General features: G+C 60.4%; 18 protein-coding genes. 15 read left to right on the plus strand and 3 right to left on the minus strand.

What is annotated here, in order from left to right; genetic code table 11:
* The first annotated feature begins 3 nt into the window (after positions 1 to 3).
* The 14 genes from nuoH (at position 4) to WI754_RS13270 (ending at position 14,983) form a co-directional block, all read left to right on the plus strand.
* Complete coding sequence (nuoH, locus tag WI754_RS13205) at positions 4 to 1,047, plus strand: NADH-quinone oxidoreductase subunit NuoH (protein ID WP_349433897.1); 1,044 nt, start codon at positions 4 to 6, stop codon at positions 1,045 to 1,047.
* A gap of 64 nt (positions 1,048 to 1,111) precedes the next feature.
* On the plus strand, positions 1,112 to 1,603 hold the full coding sequence (nuoI, locus tag WI754_RS13210; RefSeq protein WP_037212686.1) for an NADH-quinone oxidoreductase subunit NuoI: 492 nt from the start codon (positions 1,112 to 1,114) through the stop codon (positions 1,601 to 1,603).
* 137 nt (positions 1,604 to 1,740) lie between these two features.
* Entirely contained in the window at positions 1,741 to 2,355 is a 615-nt protein-coding gene (locus tag WI754_RS13215) for an NADH-quinone oxidoreductase subunit J (RefSeq protein ID WP_349433898.1), read from the plus strand.
* 27 nt (positions 2,356 to 2,382) lie between these two features.
* On the plus strand, positions 2,383 to 2,691 hold the full coding sequence (gene nuoK / locus WI754_RS13220) for an NADH-quinone oxidoreductase subunit NuoK (protein ID WP_037121883.1): 309 nt from the start codon (positions 2,383 to 2,385) through the stop codon (positions 2,689 to 2,691).
* Between the two features lie 7 nt (positions 2,692 to 2,698).
* Positions 2,699 to 4,696, plus strand: a complete 1,998-nt coding sequence (nuoL, locus tag WI754_RS13225) for an NADH-quinone oxidoreductase subunit L (RefSeq protein ID WP_349433899.1) — start codon at positions 2,699 to 2,701, stop codon at positions 4,694 to 4,696.
* Positions 4,696 to 6,207: an NADH-quinone oxidoreductase subunit M gene (locus tag WI754_RS13230; protein WP_349433900.1), complete on the plus strand. Its 1,512-nt coding sequence runs from the start codon at positions 4,696 to 4,698 to the stop codon at positions 6,205 to 6,207. Before nuoL ends, WI754_RS13230 begins: the two co-directional genes overlap by 1 nt.
* Positions 6,208 to 6,225: 18 nt before the next feature.
* Positions 6,226 to 7,668, plus strand: a complete 1,443-nt coding sequence (gene nuoN, locus WI754_RS13235) for an NADH-quinone oxidoreductase subunit NuoN (RefSeq protein WP_349433902.1) — start codon at positions 6,226 to 6,228, stop codon at positions 7,666 to 7,668.
* Positions 7,665 to 8,432, plus strand: coding sequence for a biotin--[acetyl-CoA-carboxylase] ligase (locus WI754_RS13240; protein WP_349433903.1), 768 nt, complete (start codon positions 7,665 to 7,667; stop codon positions 8,430 to 8,432). Before nuoN ends, WI754_RS13240 begins: the two co-directional genes overlap by 4 nt.
* A gap of 19 nt (positions 8,433 to 8,451) precedes the next feature.
* Positions 8,452 to 10,119 carry a ribonuclease J gene (locus WI754_RS13245; protein ID WP_349433904.1) on the plus strand — a complete coding sequence of 556 codons (1,668 nt, stop codon included), beginning with the start codon at positions 8,452 to 8,454 and terminating at the stop codon, positions 10,117 to 10,119.
* Positions 10,120 to 10,150: 31 nt separating this feature from the next.
* Entirely contained in the window at positions 10,151 to 10,555 is a 405-nt protein-coding gene (gene mce / locus WI754_RS13250; RefSeq protein WP_349433905.1) for a methylmalonyl-CoA epimerase, read from the plus strand.
* A 105-nt stretch (positions 10,556 to 10,660) separates the two neighbouring features.
* Positions 10,661 to 10,930, plus strand: a complete 270-nt coding sequence (locus WI754_RS13255; protein ID WP_113005666.1) for a DUF1467 family protein — start codon at positions 10,661 to 10,663, stop codon at positions 10,928 to 10,930.
* Between the two features lie 701 nt (positions 10,931 to 11,631).
* Positions 11,632 to 12,960, plus strand: a complete 1,329-nt coding sequence (gene proS / locus WI754_RS13260) for a proline--tRNA ligase (protein ID WP_349433906.1) — start codon at positions 11,632 to 11,634, stop codon at positions 12,958 to 12,960.
* A gap of 10 nt (positions 12,961 to 12,970) precedes the next feature.
* Complete coding sequence (locus WI754_RS13265) at positions 12,971 to 14,281, plus strand: lipoprotein-releasing ABC transporter permease subunit (RefSeq protein WP_349433907.1); 1,311 nt, start codon at positions 12,971 to 12,973, stop codon at positions 14,279 to 14,281.
* A gap of 18 nt (positions 14,282 to 14,299) precedes the next feature.
* Positions 14,300 to 14,983, plus strand: coding sequence for an ABC transporter ATP-binding protein (locus WI754_RS13270; RefSeq protein WP_037121900.1), 684 nt, complete (start codon positions 14,300 to 14,302; stop codon positions 14,981 to 14,983).
* A gap of 30 nt (positions 14,984 to 15,013) precedes the next feature.
* Here the strand turns inward: WI754_RS13270 and WI754_RS13275 are convergent, their stop codons facing one another.
* Positions 15,014 to 15,592 carry a hypothetical protein gene (locus WI754_RS13275; protein ID WP_349433909.1) on the minus strand — a complete coding sequence of 193 codons (579 nt, stop codon included), beginning with the start codon at positions 15,590 to 15,592 and terminating at the stop codon, positions 15,014 to 15,016.
* 420 nt (positions 15,593 to 16,012) lie between these two features.
* Between WI754_RS13275 and dnaE the strand changes: the two genes are divergently transcribed.
* Positions 16,013 to 19,519, plus strand: a complete 3,507-nt coding sequence (dnaE, locus tag WI754_RS13280; protein WP_349433910.1) for a DNA polymerase III subunit alpha — start codon at positions 16,013 to 16,015, stop codon at positions 19,517 to 19,519.
* A gap of 19 nt (positions 19,520 to 19,538) precedes the next feature.
* Here the strand turns inward: dnaE and WI754_RS13285 are convergent, their stop codons facing one another.
* Together WI754_RS13285 and WI754_RS13290 are read right to left on the minus strand one after the other, a co-directional pair.
* Complete coding sequence (locus tag WI754_RS13285) at positions 19,539 to 20,771, minus strand: L,D-transpeptidase family protein (RefSeq protein ID WP_349433911.1); 1,233 nt, start codon at positions 20,769 to 20,771, stop codon at positions 19,539 to 19,541.
* A 97-nt stretch (positions 20,772 to 20,868) separates the two neighbouring features.
* A complete protein-coding gene (locus WI754_RS13290; RefSeq protein ID WP_349433912.1) occupies positions 20,869 to 22,158 on the minus strand; it encodes a DNA polymerase IV in 1,290 nt (429 codons plus the stop codon).
* Between the last annotated feature and the right edge of the window lie 29 nt (positions 22,159 to 22,187).

Genomic DNA, 22,187 nt, shown 5'->3' on the forward strand with positions numbered 1-22,187 from the left:
AAAATGGACGCTTTCATTTCGACCTATGTGTGGCCAACGGCCCTCATGATCGCGCAGTCGCTTCTGCTTCTGGTCGCGCTCCTGATCTTCATCGCCTATATTCTGCTCGCCGACCGCAAGATCTGGGCGGCGGTGCAGATGCGCCGTGGACCGAATGTGGTAGGCCCCTGGGGTCTTTTCCAGTCCTTCGCCGATCTTTTGAAGTTCGTCTTCAAGGAACCGGTTATCCCGGCGGGCTCCAACAAGGTGCTGTTCCTGCTGGCGCCGCTGGTTTCCGTCACCTTGGCGCTGGCTGCCTGGGCCGTCATTCCGCTCAATGCGAACTGGGTGATGGCAAACATCAATGTCGGCATCCTTTATGTATTCGCCATATCTTCCCTTGAAGTCTATGGCGTCATCATCGGCGGCTGGGCATCGAACTCGAAATATCCGTTCCTCAGCGCGCTGCGCTCGGCAGCGCAGATGGTCTCCTACGAAGTCTCGATCGGCTTCGTCATCGTCACCGTTCTGCTTTGCGCCGGTTCGCTGAACCTCACCGATATCGTCGATTCGCAGCGTGACGGTCTTGGCACCATGATCGGGCTGCCCGGCTCGTTCCTCGACTGGTACTGGCTGCCGCTGTTCCCGATGTTCATCGTCTTCTTCATCTCGGCACTGGCTGAAACAAACCGTCCGCCCTTCGACCTCGTCGAAGCGGAATCGGAACTGGTTGCCGGCTTCATGGTTGAATATGGCTCGACCCCATACATGATGTTCATGCTCGGCGAATATGCCGCCATCTGCCTGATGTGCGCGCTGACGACGATCCTGTTCCTCGGCGGCTGGCTGCCTCCGGTCGATGTCTGGTTCCTCAATTGGGTCCCGGGCGTCATCTGGTTCATCCTGAAGGCGTCGATGGTGTTCTTCATGTTCGCCATGGTGAAGGCTTTCGTGCCGCGCTACCGCTATGACCAGCTGATGCGGCTCGGCTGGAAGGTCTTCCTTCCGCTGTCGCTCGCCATGGTCTTCATTGTTGCAGTCGTGCTGAAACTGGTGGTGTGGGCCTGATGTCCGTTTCCCGTTTCGCAAAATTCGCCGGCGCCTCCCAGGCCGGCATGTTTGGAGGTTGATGATGGCAAGTCTGTCGCAAGCCGTCAGTTCGCTGTTCCTCAAGGAATTCGTCGGCGCGTTCTTCCTGTCGATGCGCTATTTCTTCGCGCCGAAGTCGACGCTGAACTACCCGTTCGAAAAAGGCCCCGTCAGCCCGCGCTTCCGCGGCGAACACGCCCTGCGCCGTTATCCAAACGGCGAAGAACGCTGCATCGCCTGCAAGCTGTGCGAGGCGATCTGTCCTGCCCAGGCGATCACCATCGAAGCCGGCCCGCGCCGCAACGATGGCACGCGCCGCACGGTCCGCTACGACATCGATATGGTGAAGTGCATCTATTGCGGTTTCTGTCAGGAAGCCTGTCCGGTGGACGCGATCGTCGAAGGCCCGAACTTCGAGTTCGCCACCGAGACACGCGAAGAGCTGTATTACGACAAGGATCGTCTTCTTGCCAACGGCGATCGTTGGGAACGGGAAATCGCCCGTAACATCGCAATGGACTCGCCTTACCGCTGAGACCGTTGGAGAGACCGCGCCTGCCTCGTCGGCAGGCGTAAAACAGATTTTGGGCGTGGCCGGGAAACCCGGTTCGCCAGTGGGAAGGGTGGCCTGTCGGTCATGCCTGCCCGGGGAAGACGAAAAAGGCACCGATCATGGGTCTGCAGGCTCTTTTTTTCTATCTTTTTTCATTCGTCGCGGTTGCGTCGGCGTTCATGGTCATTTCCGCGCGAAACCCGGTTTATTCCGTGCTGTTTCTGATCCTGACGTTCTTCAATTCGGCCGGTCTGTTTCTGCTGACGGGCGCCGAATTCCTCGCGATGATCCTGCTGGTCGTCTATATCGGCGCGGTTGCGGTTCTCTTCCTCTTCGTCGTGATGATGCTCGACATCGACTTCACCGAACTGAGGGCAGGGGTGCTTGACTATGCGCCGGTCGGCGCGCTGATCGGCCTTGTGCTTGCGGCCGAACTGATCATCGTGGTCGGCGGCAGTACGCTTTCGCCGGAAATCGCCAAGTCGATTTCGATGCCGATCCCGGCTGTGACGGACCGAACCAACACCGCCGCACTCGGTGACGTGCTCTACACGCACTATGTCTACTTCTTCCAGATCGCTGGTCTGGTTCTGTTGGTTGCGATGATCGGTGCCATCGTGCTGACGCTGCGCCATCGCGAAAACATCAAGCGTCAGGATATTCCCACACAGGTTGCCCGTACGCCGAAGACCGCTGTCGAAGTGGTCAAGGTAAAGTCGGGACAGGGTCTTTAAGACAGGCGGGGTCAAGGAACAATCATCATGGAAATCGGTATTTCCCACTATCTGACCGTTAGCGCCGTCCTGTTTACGCTCGGCGTCTTCGGCATCTTCCTCAACCGGAAGAATGTCATCATCATCCTGATGTCGGTGGAACTCATCCTGCTTGCGGTGAACATCAACATGGTCGCCTTCTCGTCGTTCCTGGGCGACATCACCGGCCAGGTGTTTGCCTTGTTCATTCTGACCGTGGCGGCCGCGGAAGCCGCGATCGGTCTTGCAATTCTCGTCGTCTTCTACCGCAACCGCGGTTCGATCGCCGTCGAAGACGTCAACATGATGAAGGGCTGAGCGGGCAATGAATACGATTATTCAAGCTATCGTCTTCCTGCCGCTGATCGGCTTTTTGATCGCCGGTCTGTTCGGCACCTCGATTGGCGCCAAGGCGTCGGAATATGTCACCAGCGGCTTCATGGTCATCGTCGCCGTGCTGTCGTGGTTCGTCTTCTTCAACGTCGCGCTGGGCGAGACGGAGATGATCAAGGTCACCGTCATGCGCTGGATCCAGTCCGGCAGCTTCGACGCCGAATGGGCCTTCCGCGTCGACACGCTGACGGCCGTGATGTTCGTGGTCGTCAACACGGTGTCGTGCCTGGTTCATATCTACTCGATCGGCTACATGCACCACGATCCGAACCGGCCGCGCTTCTTCGCCTATCTGTCGCTGTTCACCTTCGCGATGCTGATGCTGATCACGTCTGACAATCTCCTGCAGATGTTCTTCGGTTGGGAAGGCGTGGGTCTGGCGTCGTACTTGCTGATCGGCTTCTGGTACAAGAAGCCGTCAGCCAACGCCGCGGCGATCAAGGCCTTTGTCGTCAACCGCGTCGGCGACTTCGGTTTCGCACTCGGCATCTTCGGCGTCTTCGTTCTGTTCGGTTCGATCAATTTCGAAACAATCTTCGCGGCGGCCGCAAGCTATCTGCCAGCGGAGGGTGCAGCGGAAGGTGGCGAAGCCGTCATCAACCTGTTCGGCATGCATCTCGACAAGGCGCACGCCATCACCGCTATCTGCCTGCTGCTCTTCATGGGCGCGATGGGCAAGTCGGCGCAGTTCCTGCTGCACACCTGGCTGCCGGACGCCATGGAAGGCCCGACACCGGTTTCGGCGCTCATCCATGCCGCGACCATGGTCACCGCCGGCGTCTTCCTCGTCGCCCGTATGTCGCCGCTGTTCGAACTGACCGAGGATGCCCGCACGGTCGTCGTGCTGGTCGGCGCGATCACGGCCTTCTTCGCAGCGACCGTCGGCCTCGTGCAGAACGACATCAAGCGCGTCATCGCCTATTCCACCTGCTCGCAGCTCGGCTACATGTTCGTGGCGCTCGGCGTCGGCGCCTATGGCGCCGGCATCTTCCACCTGTTCACGCACGCCTTCTTCAAGGCGCTGTTGTTCCTGGGTGCCGGCTCGGTCATCCATGCCGTCGATGGTGAACAGGACATGCGGTTCATGGGCGGCCTGCGCAAGCACATTCCGATGACGTATTGGACGATGTTCATCGGCACGATTGCGCTGACGGGTGTCGGTATCCCGGGTACGGTTATCGGTACGGCAGGCTTCTTCTCGAAGGACGCGATCATCGAATCGACCTTCGCCTCGCACAGTGTGCTTTCCGGTTTGGCGTTCTCGCTGCTGGTGCTCGCCGCGCTGTTCACGAGCTTCTATTCCTGGCGTCTGACCTTCATGACCTTCCACGGCAAGCCACGCGCTTCCCATGAAGTCATGCACCACGTCCATGAATCGCCGCAGGTGATGCTCGTGCCGCTCTACCTTCTCGGCACTGGCGCGCTCCTCGCGGGCTTCCTGTTCCACGATTATTTCTTCGGCCATCACTATGTCGAGTTCTGGCAGGGTTCGCTGTTCACGCTGCCGGAAAACGAGCTGCTCGAGGAATACCACCACGTACCGCTCTGGGTGAAATGGAGCCCCTTCTGCGCCATGGCGCTCGGCCTCATCACCGCCTGGTACATGTATATCCGCTCGCCTGAAACGCCGAAGTATCTGGCCAATCAGCACCGCGTTCTCTACCAGTTCCTGCTCAACAAGTGGTACTTCGACGAGATCTACGACTTCCTGTTCGTCCGTCCGGCCAAGCGCATCGGCACCTTCCTCTGGAAGGAAGGTGACGGGCGGGTCATCGACGGCTTTGGCCCGAACGGCATTGCCGCGCGCGTCATGGACGTCACCGACCGCGTCGTTCGCCTGCAGACCGGTTACCTCTATCACTACGCCTTCGCGATGCTGATCGGCATTGCGGCGCTCGTTACCTGGATGATGCTCGGGAGCTCCTTCTGATGACCGATTGGCCCATTCTTTCCGCGGTCACCTTCCTGCCGCTGGCAGGCGTTGCTCTTCTGCTTCTGATGCGTGAAGACAGCGCTTCCGGTCGCCGCAATATCCTGAACATCTCGCTCCTGACGACGATCGCCACTTTCATCCTGTCGCTTTGGATATGGTGGAGCTTCGACTACACCAACCCGGGCTTCCAGATGATCGAGAAGCACGCCTGGCTCGGTACAGGCATTTCCTATCATCTCGGCGTCGACGGCATTTCGGTGCTCTTCGTCGTCCTGTCGGCTTTCCTGATGCCTTTCTGCGTGCTGGCGAGTTGGGTGACCATCGAGAAGCGCCTGAAGCAGTACATGATCGCCTTCCTGCTTCTGGAAGTGTTCATGGTCGGCGTCTTCGTGTCGCTCGATATCGTTCTCTTCTACGTCTTCTTCGAAGCCGGCCTCATTCCGATGTTCATCATCATCGGCGTCTGGGGCGGCAAGGAGCGTGTCTATGCGTCCTACAAGTTCTTCCTCTACACGCTGCTCGGCTCGGTGCTGATGCTGCTCGCCATCATGGCGATGTACTGGCAGGCCGGCACGACGGATATCGCCGAACTGCTTGCCTACAACTTCCCGCGCCAGATGCAGACCTGGCTATGGCTGGCCTTCTTCGCCTCCTTCGCGGTGAAGATGCCGATGTGGCCGGTCCACACCTGGCTTCCTGACGCGCACGTCCAGGCGCCGACGGCGGGCTCGGTCATCCTGGCGGGCATCCTCCTGAAGCTCGGCGGCTACGGCTTCCTGCGCTTCTCGTTGCCGATGTTCCCGCTGGCGTCGGAATATTTTGCGCCCATGGTCTTCTCGTTGTCGATCGTCGCCATCATCTACACCTCGCTGGTCGCGATGATGCAATCCGACATCAAGAAACTGATCGCCTATTCGTCGGTCGCCCACATGGGCTACGTCACCATGGGGATTTTCGCCGCCAATACGCAAGGCGTACAGGGCGCGATCTTCCAGATGCTGTCGCACGGCATCGTCTCGGGCGCGCTCTTCCTTTGCGTCGGCGTCGTCTATGACCGTACCCACACCCGCGAGATCAGCGCCTATGGCGGCCTCGTCAACAACATGCCGAAATATGCGGTCGCCTTCATGGTCTTCACCATGGCCAATGTCGGTCTTCCCGGTACCTCCGGCTTCGTTGGCGAAATCACCACGCTTCTCGGTGCCTTCCGAGCAAACACCTGGGTCGCCTTCTTCGCAACGAGCGGTGTCATTCTCTCCGCCTGCTACGCGCTCTGGCTCTATCGCCGCGTGATCTTCGGCGCGCTCGAGAAGGACAGCCTGAAGTCGCTGCTCGACCTCTCCGGCCGGGAAAAGGTCATCCTCTACCCGCTGGTCGTGCTGACCATCTTCTTCGGCGTCTATCCGGCTCCGGTTTTCGATGCGACGGCAGCCTCGGTGGATCTACTCGTGAACAACTACACTGCCGCCGTGCAGGCCGCGCAAGACGTTGCGCTTTCGGCGCAATGACGACAGGACGGGATTGAAATGACTGCTGAAACATTCCTCGCTAGCCTGCACCTGTCGACGCCGGAGCTGATCCTTGCGGTCGGCGCCATGGTCCTGTTGATGATCGGTGTCTTCTCGGGCGAGAAGTCTTCTGGGCTGATCACCGGCCTTGCCGTTGGCCTACTTGCCGTTTCGGGTGCCTGGCTGGTCTGGCAGACCGGCGACGGTGAGGCCTATGGCGGTGTGTTCCTCTCCGACCCATTCGCCAAGTTCATGAAGGTGCTGACGCTGGCCGGCTCCATGGTCACGCTGATCATGTCGGCGGGCGAGGCGCGCTCGGCGGGCATCGACCGCTTCGAGTTCCCGGTGCTGGTGGTGCTGGCGACGCTCGGCATGCTGCTGATGATTTCGGCCAACGACCTCATCTCGGTCTATCTTGCGCTCGAACTGCAGTCGCTGTCGCTCTATGTCGTTGCCGCGATGCACCGTGACAACCTCCGTTCGACCGAAGCGGGCCTCAAATATTTTGTTCTCGGCGCGCTGTCATCGGGCATGCTGCTCTACGGCATGTCGCTGGTTTACGGCTTCACCGGTCATACCGGCTTCGAAGCCATCGCGTCGGCGCTGACGGCGGAGGGCCGTTCGCTCGGTCTGGTTTTCGGGCTCGTCTTCATTCTTGCCGGCGTCGCCTTCAAGATTTCGGCCGTTCCGTTCCATATGTGGACGCCGGACGTCTACGAAGGTGCGCCGACGCCGGTAACGGCATTCTTCGCTGCCGCGCCAAAGATCGCGGCGATGGCGATGCTCATCCGTCTGGTGATCACGCCATTCGAGCCGATTGTTGCCGACTGGCGGCAGATCATCGTCTTCATCTCAATCGCTTCTATGCTGCTTGGCTCGTTCGCGGCGATCGGCCAGAAGAACATCAAGCGACTGATGGCCTATTCGTCGATCGGCCATATGGGCTACGCGCTCGTCGGCCTTGCCAGCGGCTCGATGGCCGGTGTGCGCGGCGTGCTGATCTACATGCTGGTCTATATGGTCATGACGCTTGGCACCTTCGCCTGCATCATGGCGATGAAGCGCAAGGACGGCAACCATGTCGAGAACGTCGATGACCTCGCCGGCCTGTCGCAGACCAATCCTCTCATGGCGACGGTATTGACGGTGATGATGTTCTCGCTGGCCGGCATTCCGCCGCTGGCCGGCTTCTTCGCCAAATATTTCGTGTTCATGGCGGCGATCGAGGCGCAACTTTACGCACTGGCGATTATCGGCGTTCTGGCCTCGGTCGTGGGTGCCTATTACTACCTGCGCGTCATCAAGCTGATGTGGTTCGATGAAGCCAAAGGCGAGTTCGCGCGCCCGTCCGGCGTGCTGCGCCTCGTTTATGGTCTCTCCGGTCTGTTTGTCGTTGCCTATGTGCTGATCGGCGGACCGATCGGCACGGCGGCCGAAGTTGCAGCGCGGACCTTCTTTTGATCAGCGAGCACCGGATCGGCAGGCTCTCGCTCGATGACTTCCGGCACACTGCCCTTGGCGATGTCGGGTCGACGAACACCGAATGCCTGATCCGCGCCCGCGCCGGTGATCCGGGACTCCACTGGATCACCGCGACACGGCAGATCGAGGGGCGGGGGCGGCGCGGCCGGGCCTGGTCCTCGGAACCAGGCAATCTCTATGCGTCGCTGCTGCTGATCGACCCGGCGCCGATGGACAAGCTTCATTCCCTGCCGCTCGCTGTTGCCGTCGCAGTGCATCGGGCGATCCAGGCGGTCATGCCGCCGGGATCCAACCCGGTCTCGATCAAATGGCCCAACGACATTCTGATTGCGGGCAAGAAGTGCTGCGGTATCCTGCTCGAAGGCGAGGGGTTGGCTGACGGCAGGCACGCGCTGGTCATCGGTTGCGGCATCAATGTCGCGCTGGCGCCGGACCACGGGCTTTATCCCGTGACCAGCCTGCAGGCAGAAGGCGCAGCAGTTTCACCGGAAGAATTGTTTGCCCATTTGTTTCGCAGCATGGGCGAGGCATTGAATGTCTGGAACCGCGGGCAGGGCATAGCCGAGATTATTGCAGAATGGCGGTCCGCAGCAGGCGGTATAGGCCAGAAGATCACGGTCAACCTGCCGGACCGCTCGCTTTCCGGACGGTTCGAAGGCATAGATGAAGACGGCCGGCTGATGCTCGATGTCGGAGCAGGCATGGTCCACCGCATCGCCGCGGGCGATGTATTTTTTGGATGAAACAAGGCGCAATCATTAAATGAGCAAACAAGACGAACTCGTCTTCCTGCCGCTGGGCGGAGTTGGGGAAATCGGCATGAACCTGGCCCTTTACGGCTATGGTGCGCCCTCCAGCCGTCAGTGGATCATGGTCGATTGCGGCGTGACCTTTCCGGGGCCGGACCTGCCAGGTGTTGATCTGGTTCTGCCGGATATCCGATTTCTGGCAGAGGAACGCAAGAACCTCAAGGGCATCATCATCACCCATGCCCATGAAGACCACTACGGCGCGCTCGCCGATCTCTGGCCGGGCCTGAACGTGCCTGTCTATGCGTCGCCGTTTACAGACGGCATGCTTGACGCCAAACGCAATTTCGAGCGGACGCGCGCCGACGTGCCGATCACGATCTTCAAGCAGGGCGACCGGATCAATGTCGGTCCGTTCGAGATTGAAGCGGTCGGCGTCAACCATTCGATCCCCGAGCCGATGTCGCTGGTCATCCGCACGCCGCTCGGCAATATCGTCCATACCGGCGACTGGAAGATCGATCATGCGCCTTCACTTGGTCCGTTGACGGACGAGGCGCGGTTCCGCGCGATCGGCGACGAGGGCGTGCTCGCGCTGATGTGCGACAGCACCAATGCGATGCGCGATGGCGTATCGCCCCAGGAAGAGGAGGTTTCGGCGAGCCTCACCAAGATCATCGAGAACGCCACCGGCCGCGTCGCGATCACCACCTTCTCGTCCAATGTCGGCCGTATCCGCTCAATCGCCAAGGCATCCGCCTCCGCCGGTCGCGAAGTCCTTTTGCTCGGTAGTTCAATGAAGCGCGTCTGCGACGTCGCCCGCGATGTCGGCCTGATGGAAGGATTGAACCCGTTCATCGCCGAAGACGAATTCGGCTATATCCCGCGCGACAAGGTCGTTGTCATCCTCACCGGCAGCCAGGGAGAATCCCGTGCGGCGCTGGCAAAGATTTCTCGTGACGAGATGCGCAACGTTGCCTTCACGGCTGGCGATACCGTGGTGTTTTCTTCCCGCGCCATTCCCGGCAACGAGAAGGCGATCAACGACATCAAGAATGGCCTCGTCGAGCAGGGCATCCATATCGTCACAGACTCGGAAGCCCTCGTGCATGTTTCCGGCCACCCCCGCCGTCACGAGTTGCAGCAAATGTACGAATGGACGCGGCCGCAGATCCTCGTGCCGGTTCACGGTGAGGCGGCGCATCTGACGGCCCAGACCGAACTCGGCCTGCAATCCGGCATCAAGACGGTTCCGCGCGTGCGCAATGGCGACATCCTGCGGCTTGCGCCCGGTCCGGCAACGGTGATCGGCACGGCGCCGCATGGCCGTATCTACAAGGATGGCAGCCTGATCGGCGACTTCGACGAGATGGGCATCGGCGAGCGCCGCAAGCTTTCTTTTGCCGGCCATGTGTCGGTCAATGTCGTGCTTGACGAACGGTATGATTTCAACGCCGATCCCGATGTCGTCACCATCGGTCTGCCCGAGTTCGATGACGAGGGTGAGGATATGAACGATACGCTCTATGATGCCGTGCTTGGCGCCGTCGAAAGCATCCCGCGCGGCAAGCGCAAGGATCTCGCCATGGTACAGGAAGCGGTTCGACGCGCGGTTCGCGGCACGGCCAATGAGGTCTGGGGCAAGAAACCGGTCGTCACCGTGTTCATTAACAAGCTCTGACGCCTGGATGGATCGCGCGAAAGGCAAAACCATGCTTGGACGTGTCAATCACATTGCGCTGGCCGTTCCAAACCTCATCGAGGCGGCGGAAAAATACCGCTCGGTGCTGGGTGCCTCGGTAACGGCGCCGGATGCCTTGCCTGAGCACGGTGTCAGCGTGGTTTTCGTCACGCTTGCAAACACCAAGGTGGAACTGCTGGAGCCGCTGGGTGAGGACTCGCCGATTGCAGCCTTCCTTGCCAAGAACCCCGCCGGCGGCATGCATCATATCTGCTACGAGGTCGATGATATTGTAGCAGCGCGCGACAGCCTTGTTGCTGCGGGGGGACGCGTTCTTGGCGACGGCCAGCCGAAGATCGGCGCGCATGGAAAGCCTGTGCTCTTCCTTCACCCCAAGGATTTCTTCGGGACGCTGATCGAACTGGAGCAGGTGTGACAGAAGGGCGCGAGCCTGAGGTTTGTCGGACAAGCCGGAAAGCGGTATAACGACCAACAATGCCAAAGAGAGCCCCTTCGGTTCCCTTCGCCGTGAGAGACCACGATGCCGATCTTTTCCATCTTTGCGATCTACTTCATCATCTGGTGGTTGACGCTGTTCATTGTCCTGCCGATCGGCCTGCGCACCCAAGCCGAGGAGAACGAGGTCGTGCCAGGCAGCGTCGAGAGCGCGCCGGCGCGCTTCCGGGCGCTGCGGGTTTTTCTGCTGACCTCGGTGCTTGCGGCCATTATCCACTTCGCGTGGTATATCCTCTCCGTGCGCCTTGGCTACGGTTTGGACGCAATCCCCCAATTCGCGCCAAAATTCTACTGAGATCAAATCGGGCGTGTTGCCGTTGCGACATTCGCTTGTGTGATAGCGACGACTTACGGACGGTCGGGTCAAAGCCGCTGAGGCGCGCGCCACGGAATTGACACGATTGACGCGCTCGCTCTTCTTCTTTCAGAATCGGTTTTGTTGAAAAGCAAAAAAAAACAAGGCTAAAAGCCTTGTTCTTAAAGTATCGCGTGATCCTTATCCGTTACCGGTGGCTGCGTATGACCGCGCCTAAGATCTTATCCTCCCAAGACTTGACCGCGAAATCGACAAGAATTTAATCTCCCTGCCTCTTTTGTGAGCCGAAACTAGCTCAAACATTATGCGTTGTCATCTGATTTTTTTGCATTTTTGCTACAGTCGAGCAAAATTTTTCCGTTGACAATATCTGTCGGATTCCTGTTACTACCGTGCCTTTTTGCCGTACCCGTCAATCGCTTTTTCAGCGCCCGAAACGCCGGCTCGTTAAGCCGTGACGTCAACAAAGATGACGGGTTTTCTTCCTGTCGCGAAGCGTCTATGAACGCTTGAGCGCGGTGCATCCTTCTTCCTGAATCGGCCGGTCGGAGCGTCGCGACACATAGTCAAACGGCAGTGCCCGTTCGCATGCTCGTCGAGCGTGCAGGGGCTGCAAGCTCAACGTTATTTCGCCCGAATCCAACGATAGTGCGAAGTGCATAAAGTTCCGGAACCCGTTCATGCGCCTGTCCCGCTTTTTCATGCCCATTCTGAAGGAAAACCCGAAGGAAGCGGAGATCGTGTCGCATCGCCTGATGCTGCGTGCCGGCATGGTTCGACAGCAGTCGGCTGGCATCTATACCTGGCTGCCGCTGGGTAAGCGGGTGCTGGACAAGGTCAACGCCATCATCCGCGAGGAACAGAACCGGGCAGGCGCCGTCGAATTGTTGATGCCGACGCTGCAATCGGCCGAACTCTGGCAGGAAAGCGGCCGTTACGACGCTTACGGCAAGGAAATGCTGCGCATCAAGGACCGCCAGGAACGGCCGATGCTCTACGGTCCGACCAACGAGGAGATGATCACGGATGTGTTCCGCTCCTATGTGAAGTCCTACAAGGACCTGCCGCTCAATCTCTACCATATCCAGCTGAAATTCCGCGACGAGATCCGCCCGCGTTTCGGCACCATGCGCTCGCGCGAGTTTCTGATGAAGGACGCCTATTCCTTCGATCTCAACCGCGAAGGCGCGGTGGATTCCTATAACCGGATGTTTGCCGCCTATCTGCGTACCTTCTCACGCATGGGTCTGCGGGCCATACCGATGCGTGCGGACACCGGTCCCATTGGCGGTGACCTCAGCCACGAATTCATCATCCTCGCCGATACCGGTGAATCGGAAGTCTTCTGCCACAAGGATTTCCTGAACTTCGACATTCCGGCCGAAGATACGAATTTCTGGGACGCAGCTGCAATGAAGGCGATCTTCGACAAGTGGACGTCGCTCTATGCCGCCACCTCGGAGATGCACGACGAGGCCGCCTTCAACGCTGTCGATGACGCCTCGAAGGTTTCCGCGCGCGGCATCGAGGTCGGCCATATCTTTTATTTCGGCACCAAGTATTCCGAAGCCATGGGCGCCCGGGTTCAAGGCCCCGACGGCAAGGAACATACCGTGCATATGGGCTCCTACGGCATCGGCCCGACCCGGCTGGTTCCGGCGATCATCGAGGCCTCGCATGATGAAAACGGCATCATCTGGCCGGCTTCGATCGCGCCCTTCGATGCGGTCGTGATCAACATGAAATCCGGCGACGCTGCCTGCGACACAGCCTGCGAAACCATTTATGGTGCGCTCAACAAGGCGGGCCTTGATCCCCTCTATGACGACAAGGATGACCGCGCCGGCACCAAGTTTGCCACGGCCGACCTGATCGGCGTGCCGATGCAGATCATTGTCGGTCCGCGTTCCGTCGGAACCGGCGAGGTCGAGCTCAAGGATCGCAAGAGCGGCGCCCGCGAGACATTGACCATCGAGGCTGCGATCAACAAGCTGACTGCGTCGAAATAAGGGAGCCGGGATGAGCGCCACCACGCTAGAGCAGGACAAGGCAGCGGCCGCCGTTCAGCCGCCGTCGAGCCGTCCGTTTTCGACGTTCGAGCGCATGGTGGCCTGGCGCTATCTGCGCTCGCGGCGCAAGGAAGCGTTCATTTCGGTGATCGCCGGCTTTTCCTTCATCGGCATCATGCTTGGCGTGGCAACCTTGATCATCGTCATGGCGGTGATGAACGGCTTTCGCACCGAGCTCATCTCGCGCATTCTCGGCATCAACGGCCACATGATCGTGCAGCCGCTCGACGGGCCGCTGGACAACTATGCGGACCTGGCGACGAAATTTTCCGGCGTCAAGGGCGTCACCATGGCGATCCCGATGATCGAGGGCCAGACGCTTGCCTCGGGTCCGGGTGGGGCAGGCACCGGTGCTTTGGTCCGCGGCGTGCGGGCCGACGATCTCGTCAAGATGAAATCCATCAGCGACCACATCCAGTCCGGCGATCTGGTCGGCTTTGCCGCCGGAACCGGCGTCGCCATCGGCTCGCGCATGGCCGAACAGCTCGGCATCACGGCGGGCGGCACCATCACGCTGGTGGCGCCCGAAGGCGACGTTACCCCGATGGGCGTCAACCCGCGCGTCAAATCCTACACCGTCTCGGCGATCTTCGAGATCGGCATGTCGGAATATGACGCCTCGATCATCTTCATGCCTCTTGAGGAGGCGCAGCTCTATTTCAACGCCGAAGGCATCGCCCAGTCGATAGAACTCTTCGTTACCAATCCGGATCTGGTTGATGACCTGCGCCAGCCGATCGAAGACGCAGCTGGCCGTCAGGTGCTGATCAGCGACTGGCGCGACCGCAACAAGACGTTCTTCTCCGCCCTTCAGGTCGAGCGCAACGTCATGTTCATGATCCTGACGCTGATCGTGCTGGTGGCGGCACTCAACATCGTCTCCGGCCTGATCATGCTGGTGAAGGACAAGGGCAGCGACATCGCTATCCTGCGCACCATGGGCGCGTCCTCCGGTTCTATCATGCGCATCTTCTTCATGACGGGTGCGGCGATCGGTATCGTCGGCACACTCGCGGGTGTTCTTCTCGGCATCATCGTCTGCCTCAATGTCGAATCCATCCGGCAGTTCTTTTCCTGGATTTCGGGCACGACGCTGTTCAACCCCGAACTCTATTTCTTGAGCCAGCTTCCGGCCGACATGAACCCTGGCGAGACCATTTCGGTCGTCGTCATGGCGATCAGCCTGTCCTTCCTTGCCACGATCTTTCCGGCCTGGCGCGCCTCGCGCCTCGATCCGGTTCAGGCTCTGCGCTACGAATAAATAAGGATTTTAGACACGATGAATGCGCGCGTGGCATTGCAGCTTTCCGGCGTCGAGCGTCATTACACCCAGGGCGAGGGGGTTCTGTCGATCCTCAAGGGGGCGGACTTTTCCCTGCATGGGGGGCAGACGGTCGCGCTCGTAGCGCCGTCGGGCACCGGCAAGTCGACGCTTTTGCATCTGGCAGGGCTGCTCGAGCGGCCGGATGCCGGCGAGGTGCTGATCAATGGCCAATCCTGCGGCACGCTCGGCGACGAGCAACGCACGGCGATCCGCCGTAACGACATCGGCTTCGTCTACCAGTTCCACCATCTGCTGCCGGAATTCACGGCGATCGAAAACATCATGATGCCGCAGCTGATCGCCGGCCTCGCGAAGGCCGAGGCGCGTGAACGGGCCGCTGCGCTGCTCGACTATATGCGCATCGGCCATCGCGCCGAGCATCGCCCCTCGGAGCTCTCGGGTGGTGAACAGCAGCGCGTCGCGATCGCCCGCGCCGTCGCCAATGCGCCTCTGGTGCTGCTGGCCGACGAGCCGACCGGCAATCTTGATCCGGAAACCGCTGGCTACGTCTTCGAGGCACTGGAGGCTCTGGTCCGCCAGTCCGGCCTTGCGGCCATGATCGCCACGCACAACTATGAGCTCGCCTCGCGCATGGACCGCCGCGTCACCATCGAGGACGGCAAGGTCGTCGAGCTGTAAACAATCGAAAGACAGCGCTGCCAGGCAACGCTATTGGGTGCCACAAACTGCCTGGCCGCGATCGTCCAACCAATCCTTCAAGAGCACGATTTCACCTTTCGTCGCGACCGGCTTGCCGTTGCTCTTGCCCTTGCCGGTCAGCACGTTGAAATCGCATTCCGTGGTGTTGTCGAGATCGAGCGTGTCGTAGGACGTGTAGGTGTAGCCCGCGACCACGAAGTCGAAATTGCGGTAGGCGATCGTGAGCTTCTGCTCCCAGCGGTCGCGGCCGATGGAGTCGTTGTGTGAGGTGATCAGGATCGAGCCGTTTGGCAACGCCTCGATGAACGGTTCCTGCCCATAGGTCGCCACACTGCCCCAGACCTTGCTAGGGGCAAAGGTCTTCAACTGAAGGCGGTTGGTCTCGCCCTTCAGGTAGATGTAGATTCCGTGATCATCCTCGCTGCCCTCCGGCGGTTCGGTGAGCAAGGCAAGGTCAGGGCTGCCATCCTTGTCCCAATCCCCTGTCGCCGCGGAAATGATCCGGCTGGGATCGATCATGTCTGCCGCCTGCGCAGTCAGTGCGGAAAGGCAAAAAAACAGCGTCGCGGCGGTCCGTGGCATTTTCATCGTTCGTTCCCTGATGGTCGTGGCGGTGAAATTAGTCGGCCAATCGGAAGACGTCCAGATGCCTCGAAATCCGGAGAGAGGAAATGTTTACCATGCCATTTCCCTCCGCGGACAACTTCCAAACTGCTGCTTGACGCGCGAACATAAATAGAACATAAAAAGAACATAACGAAAAAGGAGCCTTCAAATGACTGACTTTATTCGGGACCTCGCTGCTTTCGCCTCGATCGCCATGTTCGTGGCCAGCTTTTCGATCATCGTTATGGGCATGTGATTTTTTCGCAGCCAGTTGCTTCAGGCTTTCGTCCCTGTGGACAAACGGCGGATGGCCGGGAAAAGCCCGCAGCTGCCAGATGAAATCTGGACATCGAAAGACGGAAACAGGATATCCTGAGCCCTCACGGGAATCGGGGTGCGCAAATGGCGGACGCAACAGGCGACAAGCGACAGGATAGCAGCGTTTCAGGCAACGCGTCGCCGCAATTCGTTCATCTTCGCGTTCATTCGGCATTCTCGCTGCTCGAAGGCGCTTTACCGATCAAGAAGATCATCGGCAAGGCCGTTGCAGACGGTCAGCCGGCGATCGGCATCGCCGATACCAACAATCTGTTTGCAGCGCTCGAATTCTCGCAGAAATGCATGGACGATGGCCTGCAGCCCCTGATCGGCTGCCAGCTGTCGATCGACATGGAGGATGAGGCCGAAGGCGACAAGCGCGGACACGCGCAGCACTTGGCGAAACTTCCGGCGATCGTGCTGATCGCGGCGACGGATGCCGGCTATGTCCGTCTCGTCGATATCGTCAGCCGCGCCTATCTCGGCGGCGAAGGCAACCAGTCAGTCCGCATTGCGCTGTCCTGGCTGCAGGAAGGCGGGACGGAGGGGTTGATTGCGCTCACCGGCGCGTCGGGTGGACCGGTCGACATGGCCCTGAAATCGGGTCATGCAGCTCTGGCTGAGACGCGGTTGAAAACGCTGGCCGCTTTGTTCGGCAACCGCCTTTACGTCGAGCTTCAGCGTCACGGCAAATACGACCGCCGCCACGAAGGGCGGATCATCGATCTTGCCTACAAGCTCGATCTGCCGCTGGTGGCGACCAACGAGCCGTTCTTTCCGTCGCCGGCCGAATTCGAGGCGCATGACGCGCTGATGGCTGTCGCGCACAATGCGATGGTGTCGGATGACAGCCGCTTCCGCCTGACGCCGGATCACTACCTGAAAAGCCGCAAGGACATGGCGGCTTTGTTTGCCGATCTGCCGGAAGCTCTGGAAAACACGATCGAGATCGCCAGGCGCTGCGCGTTTGTCTTGAAGACGCGCGGACCGATCCTGCCGCGCTTCACCGGCGCATCCGATGATCCGAAGGAAGCCGAGCGCGCCGAGGCGCTGGAACTGCGCCGCCAGGCCGTCGAGGGACTGGAAGACCGGCTGCAGAAGCTTGGACTTTCCCCCGGCTACACCGAGGCGGACTATCGCGAGCGGCTCGACTTCGAGCTCAGCGTCATTGAGAAGATGAAGTTCCCGGGTTACTTCCTGATCGTTGCCGACTTCATCAAATGGGCAAAGCTTCAGGATATCCCGGTCGGCCCGGGCCGCGGCTCGGGGGCGGGATCGCTGGTCGCCTATGCGCTGACCATCACCGACGTCGATCCCCTGCGTTTCTCGCTGCTGTTCGAACGCTTCCTCAATCCGGACCGCGTCTCGATGCCCGACTTCGACATCGATTTCTGCCAGGACCGCCGCGAAGAGGTGATCCGCTACGTCCAGCGCAAGTATGGCCGCGAGCAGGTGGCGCAGATCATCACCTTCGGATCGCTGCAGGCGCGCGCCGCCCTACGCGACGTCGGCCGCGTTCTCGAAATGCCCTATGGCCAGGTCGACAAGATCTGCAAGCTCGTGCCGAACAATCCGGCCAATCCGACACCTTTGTCGAAGGCGATCGAGGAGGAGCCGCGCTTCCAGGAAGAGGTCGACAAGGAACCGGTGATCGGCCGCCTGCTCGATATCGCCCAGAAGATCGAGGGTCTCTACCGCCACGCGTCCACCCATGCCGCCGGCATCGTCATTGGCGACCGGCCGCTGTCGCAGCTGGTGCCGATGTACCGCGATCCGCGCTCGGACATGCCGGTCACCCAGTTCAACATGAAATGGGTCGAGCAGGCCGGTCTCGTCAAGTTCGACTTCCTCGGCCTGAAGACGCTGACGGTGCTTAAAGTCGCTGTCGATTTCATCAAGAAGCGCGACATCGAGGTCAAGCTCGAAGCGCTGCCGCTCGACGACCAGAAAACCTACGAGATGCTGTCGAAGGGCGACACGGTCGGCGTGTTTCAGGTGGAAAGTGCCGGCATGCGCAAGGCCCTGATCGGCATGCGGCCGGACTGCATCGAGGACATCATTGCGCTCGTGGCGCTGTATCGTCCGGGTCCGATGGAAAACATCCCGGTCTACAACGCCCGCAAGCATGGCGAGGAGGAGATCGAATCGATCCATCCGAAGATCGATTACCTCTTGAAGGAGACGCAGGGCGTTATCGTCTATCAGGAACAGGTGATGCAGATCGCCCAGGTGCTGTCGGGCTATTCGCTCGGCGAAGCCGACCTTCTGCGCCGCGCCATGGGCAAGAAGATCAAGGAGGAGATGGACAAGCAGCGCGCCCGTTTCGTCGACGGCGCCGTCGCCAACGGTGTGTCCAAGGCGCAGTCTGACATGATCTTCGATCTTCTGGCCAAGTTCGCCAACTACGGCTTCAACAAGTCGCACGCGGCTGCCTATGCTATCGTCTCCTATCAGACCGCCTATCTGAAGGCGCATTATCCGGTCGAGTTTCTGGCAGCGTCGATGACGCTCGACATGTCGAACACCGACAAGATCAACGATTTCCGTCAGGATGCGGCGCGCCTTGGTATCGCCGTCATCCCGCCGTCGGTCCAGTCGTCGTTCCGACGGTTCGAGACGGGTGACAACCGCATCTACTACTCGCTGGCCGCCATCAAGGGTGTCGGCGAGGCAGCGGTCGATCACATCGTCGAGGTGCGCGGCGACGAACCCTTCGCAAGTCTCGAGGACTTCTGCCTCCGGATCGATCCGAAGCTTCTCAACCGCCGCGTCTTCGAAAGCCTGATCTGCGCCGGCGCCTTCGATTGTTTCGGCTACGACCGCGCCGAACTCGTGGGTGGTCTCGACCGCATCCTCGGTTTTGCGCAGATCGCCCAGGCGAACAAGGTCAGCGGCCAGAGCGACATGTTCGGAGCAGGCGCAGCCACCGGGCCAGAAAAGATCAGCCTGCCGGCCTATGCGCCCTGGCTGGCGTCGGAAAAGCTGCACCGCGAGTTCCAGGTGCTGGGCTTCTATCTCTCCGCCCATCCGCTCGACACCTATAACGACCTGCTCGCCAAGATTCGCGTCCAGACCTTTGCCGATTTTGCTGCCTCCGTGAAAAAAGGCGCGACCGCCGGCCGGCTTGCGGGAACAGTGACCTCCAAGCAGGAACGCAAGACCCGCACCGGCAACAAGATGGGCATTATCGCGTTCTCCGATTCCACCGGCCAGTTCGAGGCGGTGCTCTTTTCCGAGGCGCTCAACCAGTATCGCGACCTGCTGGAGCCAGGCAAATCGCTGGTGATGACCGTACAGGCCGAAGAGCGGCCCGAAGGCATTGGCTTGCGCATCCAGACGCTGCAATCTCTGGAGGAGCGCTCGCTGCAGCTGCAGAAGGCGCTCAGGGTCTATGTCCGCGATTCCGGCCCCCTGCGCTCCGTCGCTACACATCTGAACATGCGCGGCGACGGCCTGGTGTCCTTCATCGTCATCAAGGACAATGGCCAGCGCGAGATCGAGGTGGAGCTCAGCGAGAAATACCGGATCTCGGTCGAGATCGCAGCCGCGCTCCGAACAGCGCCCGGCGTGATCGACGTCGAACTGGTGTAACGGAAAGCCGCAATGCGGCTCAGGATTTCGGCGCCACGTGCGTGATCGTCACGAAATCCGTGCCGTCGCCGGTTTCCTGTCCAAGGCCCATGTCGGATATGGTCAGCGACGATCCCTCGGTCAGCAGCTGGTTGATCCGCTGGCGTGTATCGTCCGGAATGGTGATGCGGCCCATCGTGCGCTGGACGGCATTGAACGCCATCGCATCCTCTTCCAGGGTGATGCCCAGCCGTTTCTTCATCGGGCCGGGCAGGGCGTTGTCGAGCGTCATGGCGAACCACTCGCCCTTGCCGGTCGAGGTGTCGATGTTCTGGAACTGCAGGAAATGCGTGCCGAGCGCGATCTCGGACTGCGCGATCACCACGGACGTTTCGAACAACGGCTCGAAATTGCGACGAACGAGAAGCTGGCCGTTCGGCGGCTTGCCCTTGCCGGCCTTGGCATAGAGGGCTTCCACAAAGGCGGGCGTCATCCTGCCGTCGATGGCGAGCTTTTCCGCCGTCTGGAAGGCCTTGATGGCCTCCACGGTCTGCATGCCCGCATAGCCGTCCGGGATTCCGGCGGCATAGCCGAGTTGATTGAGCAGCGTCTGGACATCGTGCGTGATTTCCCGCTGGCCGCGATGGGTAATCAGCATGCGGATCGGCGGTTCCCGTCCGGTTTCGACCGCCGCCGTTTGGGCCGGTTCCGCCTGAATCGTGGCGACTTCAACCGTTTTCATATGAACCTGCGAGACGCTGGGCCGCAGCGTGACATCCGAAAGCAAAACGGGTTCTACGACTGCCGGCTGAAAGAGGAAGGGATCGGCAATGGCAACCGGCGTCAGCTGGCGATCGGAGATCAGCACATGCAGGCCGCGCTCGGTCATCTTGAACAACTGTTTGGCGAAATCGTCCGGCAGGCGCACACAGCCGTGCGAGGCAGGATAGTCCGGAACGTGATTCGACGCATGCAGAGCGATGCCCGACCAGGTCAGGCGCTGCATGAAGGGCATCGGTGCGTCCGAATAGATGTTCGACCTGTGGAAGCGGCGCTTTTCCAGAATGGAGAAGATGCCGGTCGGCGTCGAATGACCGGCCTTGCCGGTCGAGACGTTGGAGGTCGCAACCACCGTGTCGCCATCATAGACGACGAGCGACTGCTGGTCCTTGGAGACGACGATCTGCAGCGGGGCCTGTGCGCCGGCCGCAAGCACGGTGCTGGCGGACATGGCGAGAGCAAGGCCGATGCCAAATGTAAGACGCAAAACCATGGATACATCCGGACGCATTCAACGAACGATGACCCTAGCCTGAGAGATTTAAAGAAACTTTGCTGTTCCGGCTGGAACACGCGCAGAGTTGCATTGGCTATTTTCCGCGCCGGCCCTTGCCGAACGTGTAGCCGGTCTCGACCGTCGCCTTGCCGAACTTGTCGCGCAGCACGTTGATCGCCGCTTCCGCCGCCGCGCGGCGCGTCGCCTGGGCATCCACAAGGTCGGGCGGGTCGGCAAGGCCGGTGTCGGAGAGATCGCTGACGCCGATGCCGATCAGGCGGAATTTCGTGCCGTCGGTTTCCCTGTCGAGAAGCTGCATGCCGGTGCGGAAGATGCGGTCGGCCAGCCGGGTCGGGCTGTCGAGGCGGCGGTTGCGTGTCCGGATCTTGAAGTCGGCGGTCTTCAGCTTCAGCACGACGGTCTGGCCGGCGATATCGGCTTTCCTCAGCCGATGCGCCACCTGCTCGCTCAGCCGGCGCAGATGCGAAACCAGGGCGTCATAGTCGCAGAGATCGTCGTTGAAGGTGGTTTCCGACGAAACGCTTTTCGCTTCACCGTTGATTTCCACCGTGCGCTCGTCCTGGCCACGCGAGAGACGATAGAGGCGCTGGCCCATCGTGCCATAGCGCTTCATCAGCTCAGTTTCTTCCATCGTCTGCAACTGGCCTATGGTGCGGATGCCGTCGCGCTCCAGCGTCGTGGCAAAGGCCTTGCCGACACCCCAGATCAGCGTGACTGGCTTCTCCCTCAAGAAGTCCAAAGCCTCGGCAGCGCCGATGACCGAAAAGCCGCGCGGCTTCTGCAAGTCGGAGGCGACCTTGGCGAGGAACTTGCAATAGGAGAGGCCGACCGAGACGGTGATACCGATCTCCTGTTCGACGCGGCGGGCGAATTTTGCAAGCGTCCGGGCAGGGGGATCGTGATGCAGCCGCTCCGTTCCCTTGAGCTCAAGGAAGGCTTCGTCGATCGAAAGCGGTTGCACGAGGGGCGTCAGCTCCTGCATCAGCGTGCGCACTTCACGCCCGACCCGGACATATTTTTCCATGTCCGGCTTGATGACGATGGCCTGCGGGCAGGCCTCCAGCGCCTTGAACATGGGCATCGCGGAGCGCACGCCATGGATGCGGGCGATATAGCAGGCGGTCGAGACGACGCCGCGCTTGCCGCCGCCGATGATCACCGGCTTGTCGGCGAGCTCCGGATTGTCGCGTTTCTCCACCGAGGCATAGAAGGCGTCGCAGTCGATATGGGCAAGCGTCAGCTGATGAAGTTCGGCGTTATAAAGCAGGCGCGGACTGCCGCAGGCCGTGCACCGTCGTCCGGTCGTCGCCTGTTGCAAGCAGTCGCGGCAAAATCCCGGGATGGCAGCCTCGTTCGCGGTCATGGTGAGAACAAATGTTGAACGCGGCGAGA

It is taken from the genome of Pararhizobium sp. A13 (genome assembly GCF_040126305.1).
In the GTDB taxonomy this organism is placed as follows: domain Bacteria; phylum Pseudomonadota; class Alphaproteobacteria; order Rhizobiales; family Rhizobiaceae; genus Pararhizobium.

What these genes read in the sequence shown, in the direction of transcription:
- nuoH (WP_349433897.1), top strand. Translation starts at nt 4, where the DNA reads ATGGACGCTTTCATTTCGACCTATGTGTGGCCAACGGCCCTCATGATC.
- nuoI (WP_037212686.1), top strand. Translation starts at nt 1,112, where the DNA reads ATGGCAAGTCTGTCGCAAGCCGTCAGTTCGCTGTTCCTCAAGGAATTC.
- WI754_RS13215 (WP_349433898.1), top strand. Translation starts at nt 1,741, where the DNA reads ATGGGTCTGCAGGCTCTTTTTTTCTATCTTTTTTCATTCGTCGCGGTT.
- nuoK (WP_037121883.1), top strand. Translation starts at nt 2,383, where the DNA reads ATGGAAATCGGTATTTCCCACTATCTGACCGTTAGCGCCGTCCTGTTT.
- nuoL (WP_349433899.1), top strand. Translation starts at nt 2,699, where the DNA reads ATGAATACGATTATTCAAGCTATCGTCTTCCTGCCGCTGATCGGCTTT.
- WI754_RS13230 (WP_349433900.1), top strand. Translation starts at nt 4,696, where the DNA reads ATGACCGATTGGCCCATTCTTTCCGCGGTCACCTTCCTGCCGCTGGCA.
- nuoN (WP_349433902.1), top strand. Translation starts at nt 6,226, where the DNA reads ATGACTGCTGAAACATTCCTCGCTAGCCTGCACCTGTCGACGCCGGAG.
- WI754_RS13245 (WP_349433904.1), top strand. Translation starts at nt 8,452, where the DNA reads ATGAGCAAACAAGACGAACTCGTCTTCCTGCCGCTGGGCGGAGTTGGG.
- mce (WP_349433905.1), top strand. Translation starts at nt 10,151, where the DNA reads ATGCTTGGACGTGTCAATCACATTGCGCTGGCCGTTCCAAACCTCATC.
- WI754_RS13255 (WP_113005666.1), top strand. Translation starts at nt 10,661, where the DNA reads ATGCCGATCTTTTCCATCTTTGCGATCTACTTCATCATCTGGTGGTTG.
- proS (WP_349433906.1), top strand. Translation starts at nt 11,632, where the DNA reads ATGCGCCTGTCCCGCTTTTTCATGCCCATTCTGAAGGAAAACCCGAAG.
- WI754_RS13265 (WP_349433907.1), top strand. Translation starts at nt 12,971, where the DNA reads ATGAGCGCCACCACGCTAGAGCAGGACAAGGCAGCGGCCGCCGTTCAG.
- WI754_RS13270 (WP_037121900.1), top strand. Translation starts at nt 14,300, where the DNA reads ATGAATGCGCGCGTGGCATTGCAGCTTTCCGGCGTCGAGCGTCATTAC.
- WI754_RS13275 (WP_349433909.1), bottom strand. Translation starts at nt 15,592, where the DNA reads ATGAAAATGCCACGGACCGCCGCGACGCTGTTTTTTTGCCTTTCCGCA.
- dnaE (WP_349433910.1), top strand. Translation starts at nt 16,013, where the DNA reads ATGGCGGACGCAACAGGCGACAAGCGACAGGATAGCAGCGTTTCAGGC.
- WI754_RS13285 (WP_349433911.1), bottom strand. Translation starts at nt 20,771, where the DNA reads ATGGTTTTGCGTCTTACATTTGGCATCGGCCTTGCTCTCGCCATGTCC.
- WI754_RS13290 (WP_349433912.1), bottom strand. Translation starts at nt 22,158, where the DNA reads ATGACCGCGAACGAGGCTGCCATCCCGGGATTTTGCCGCGACTGCTTG.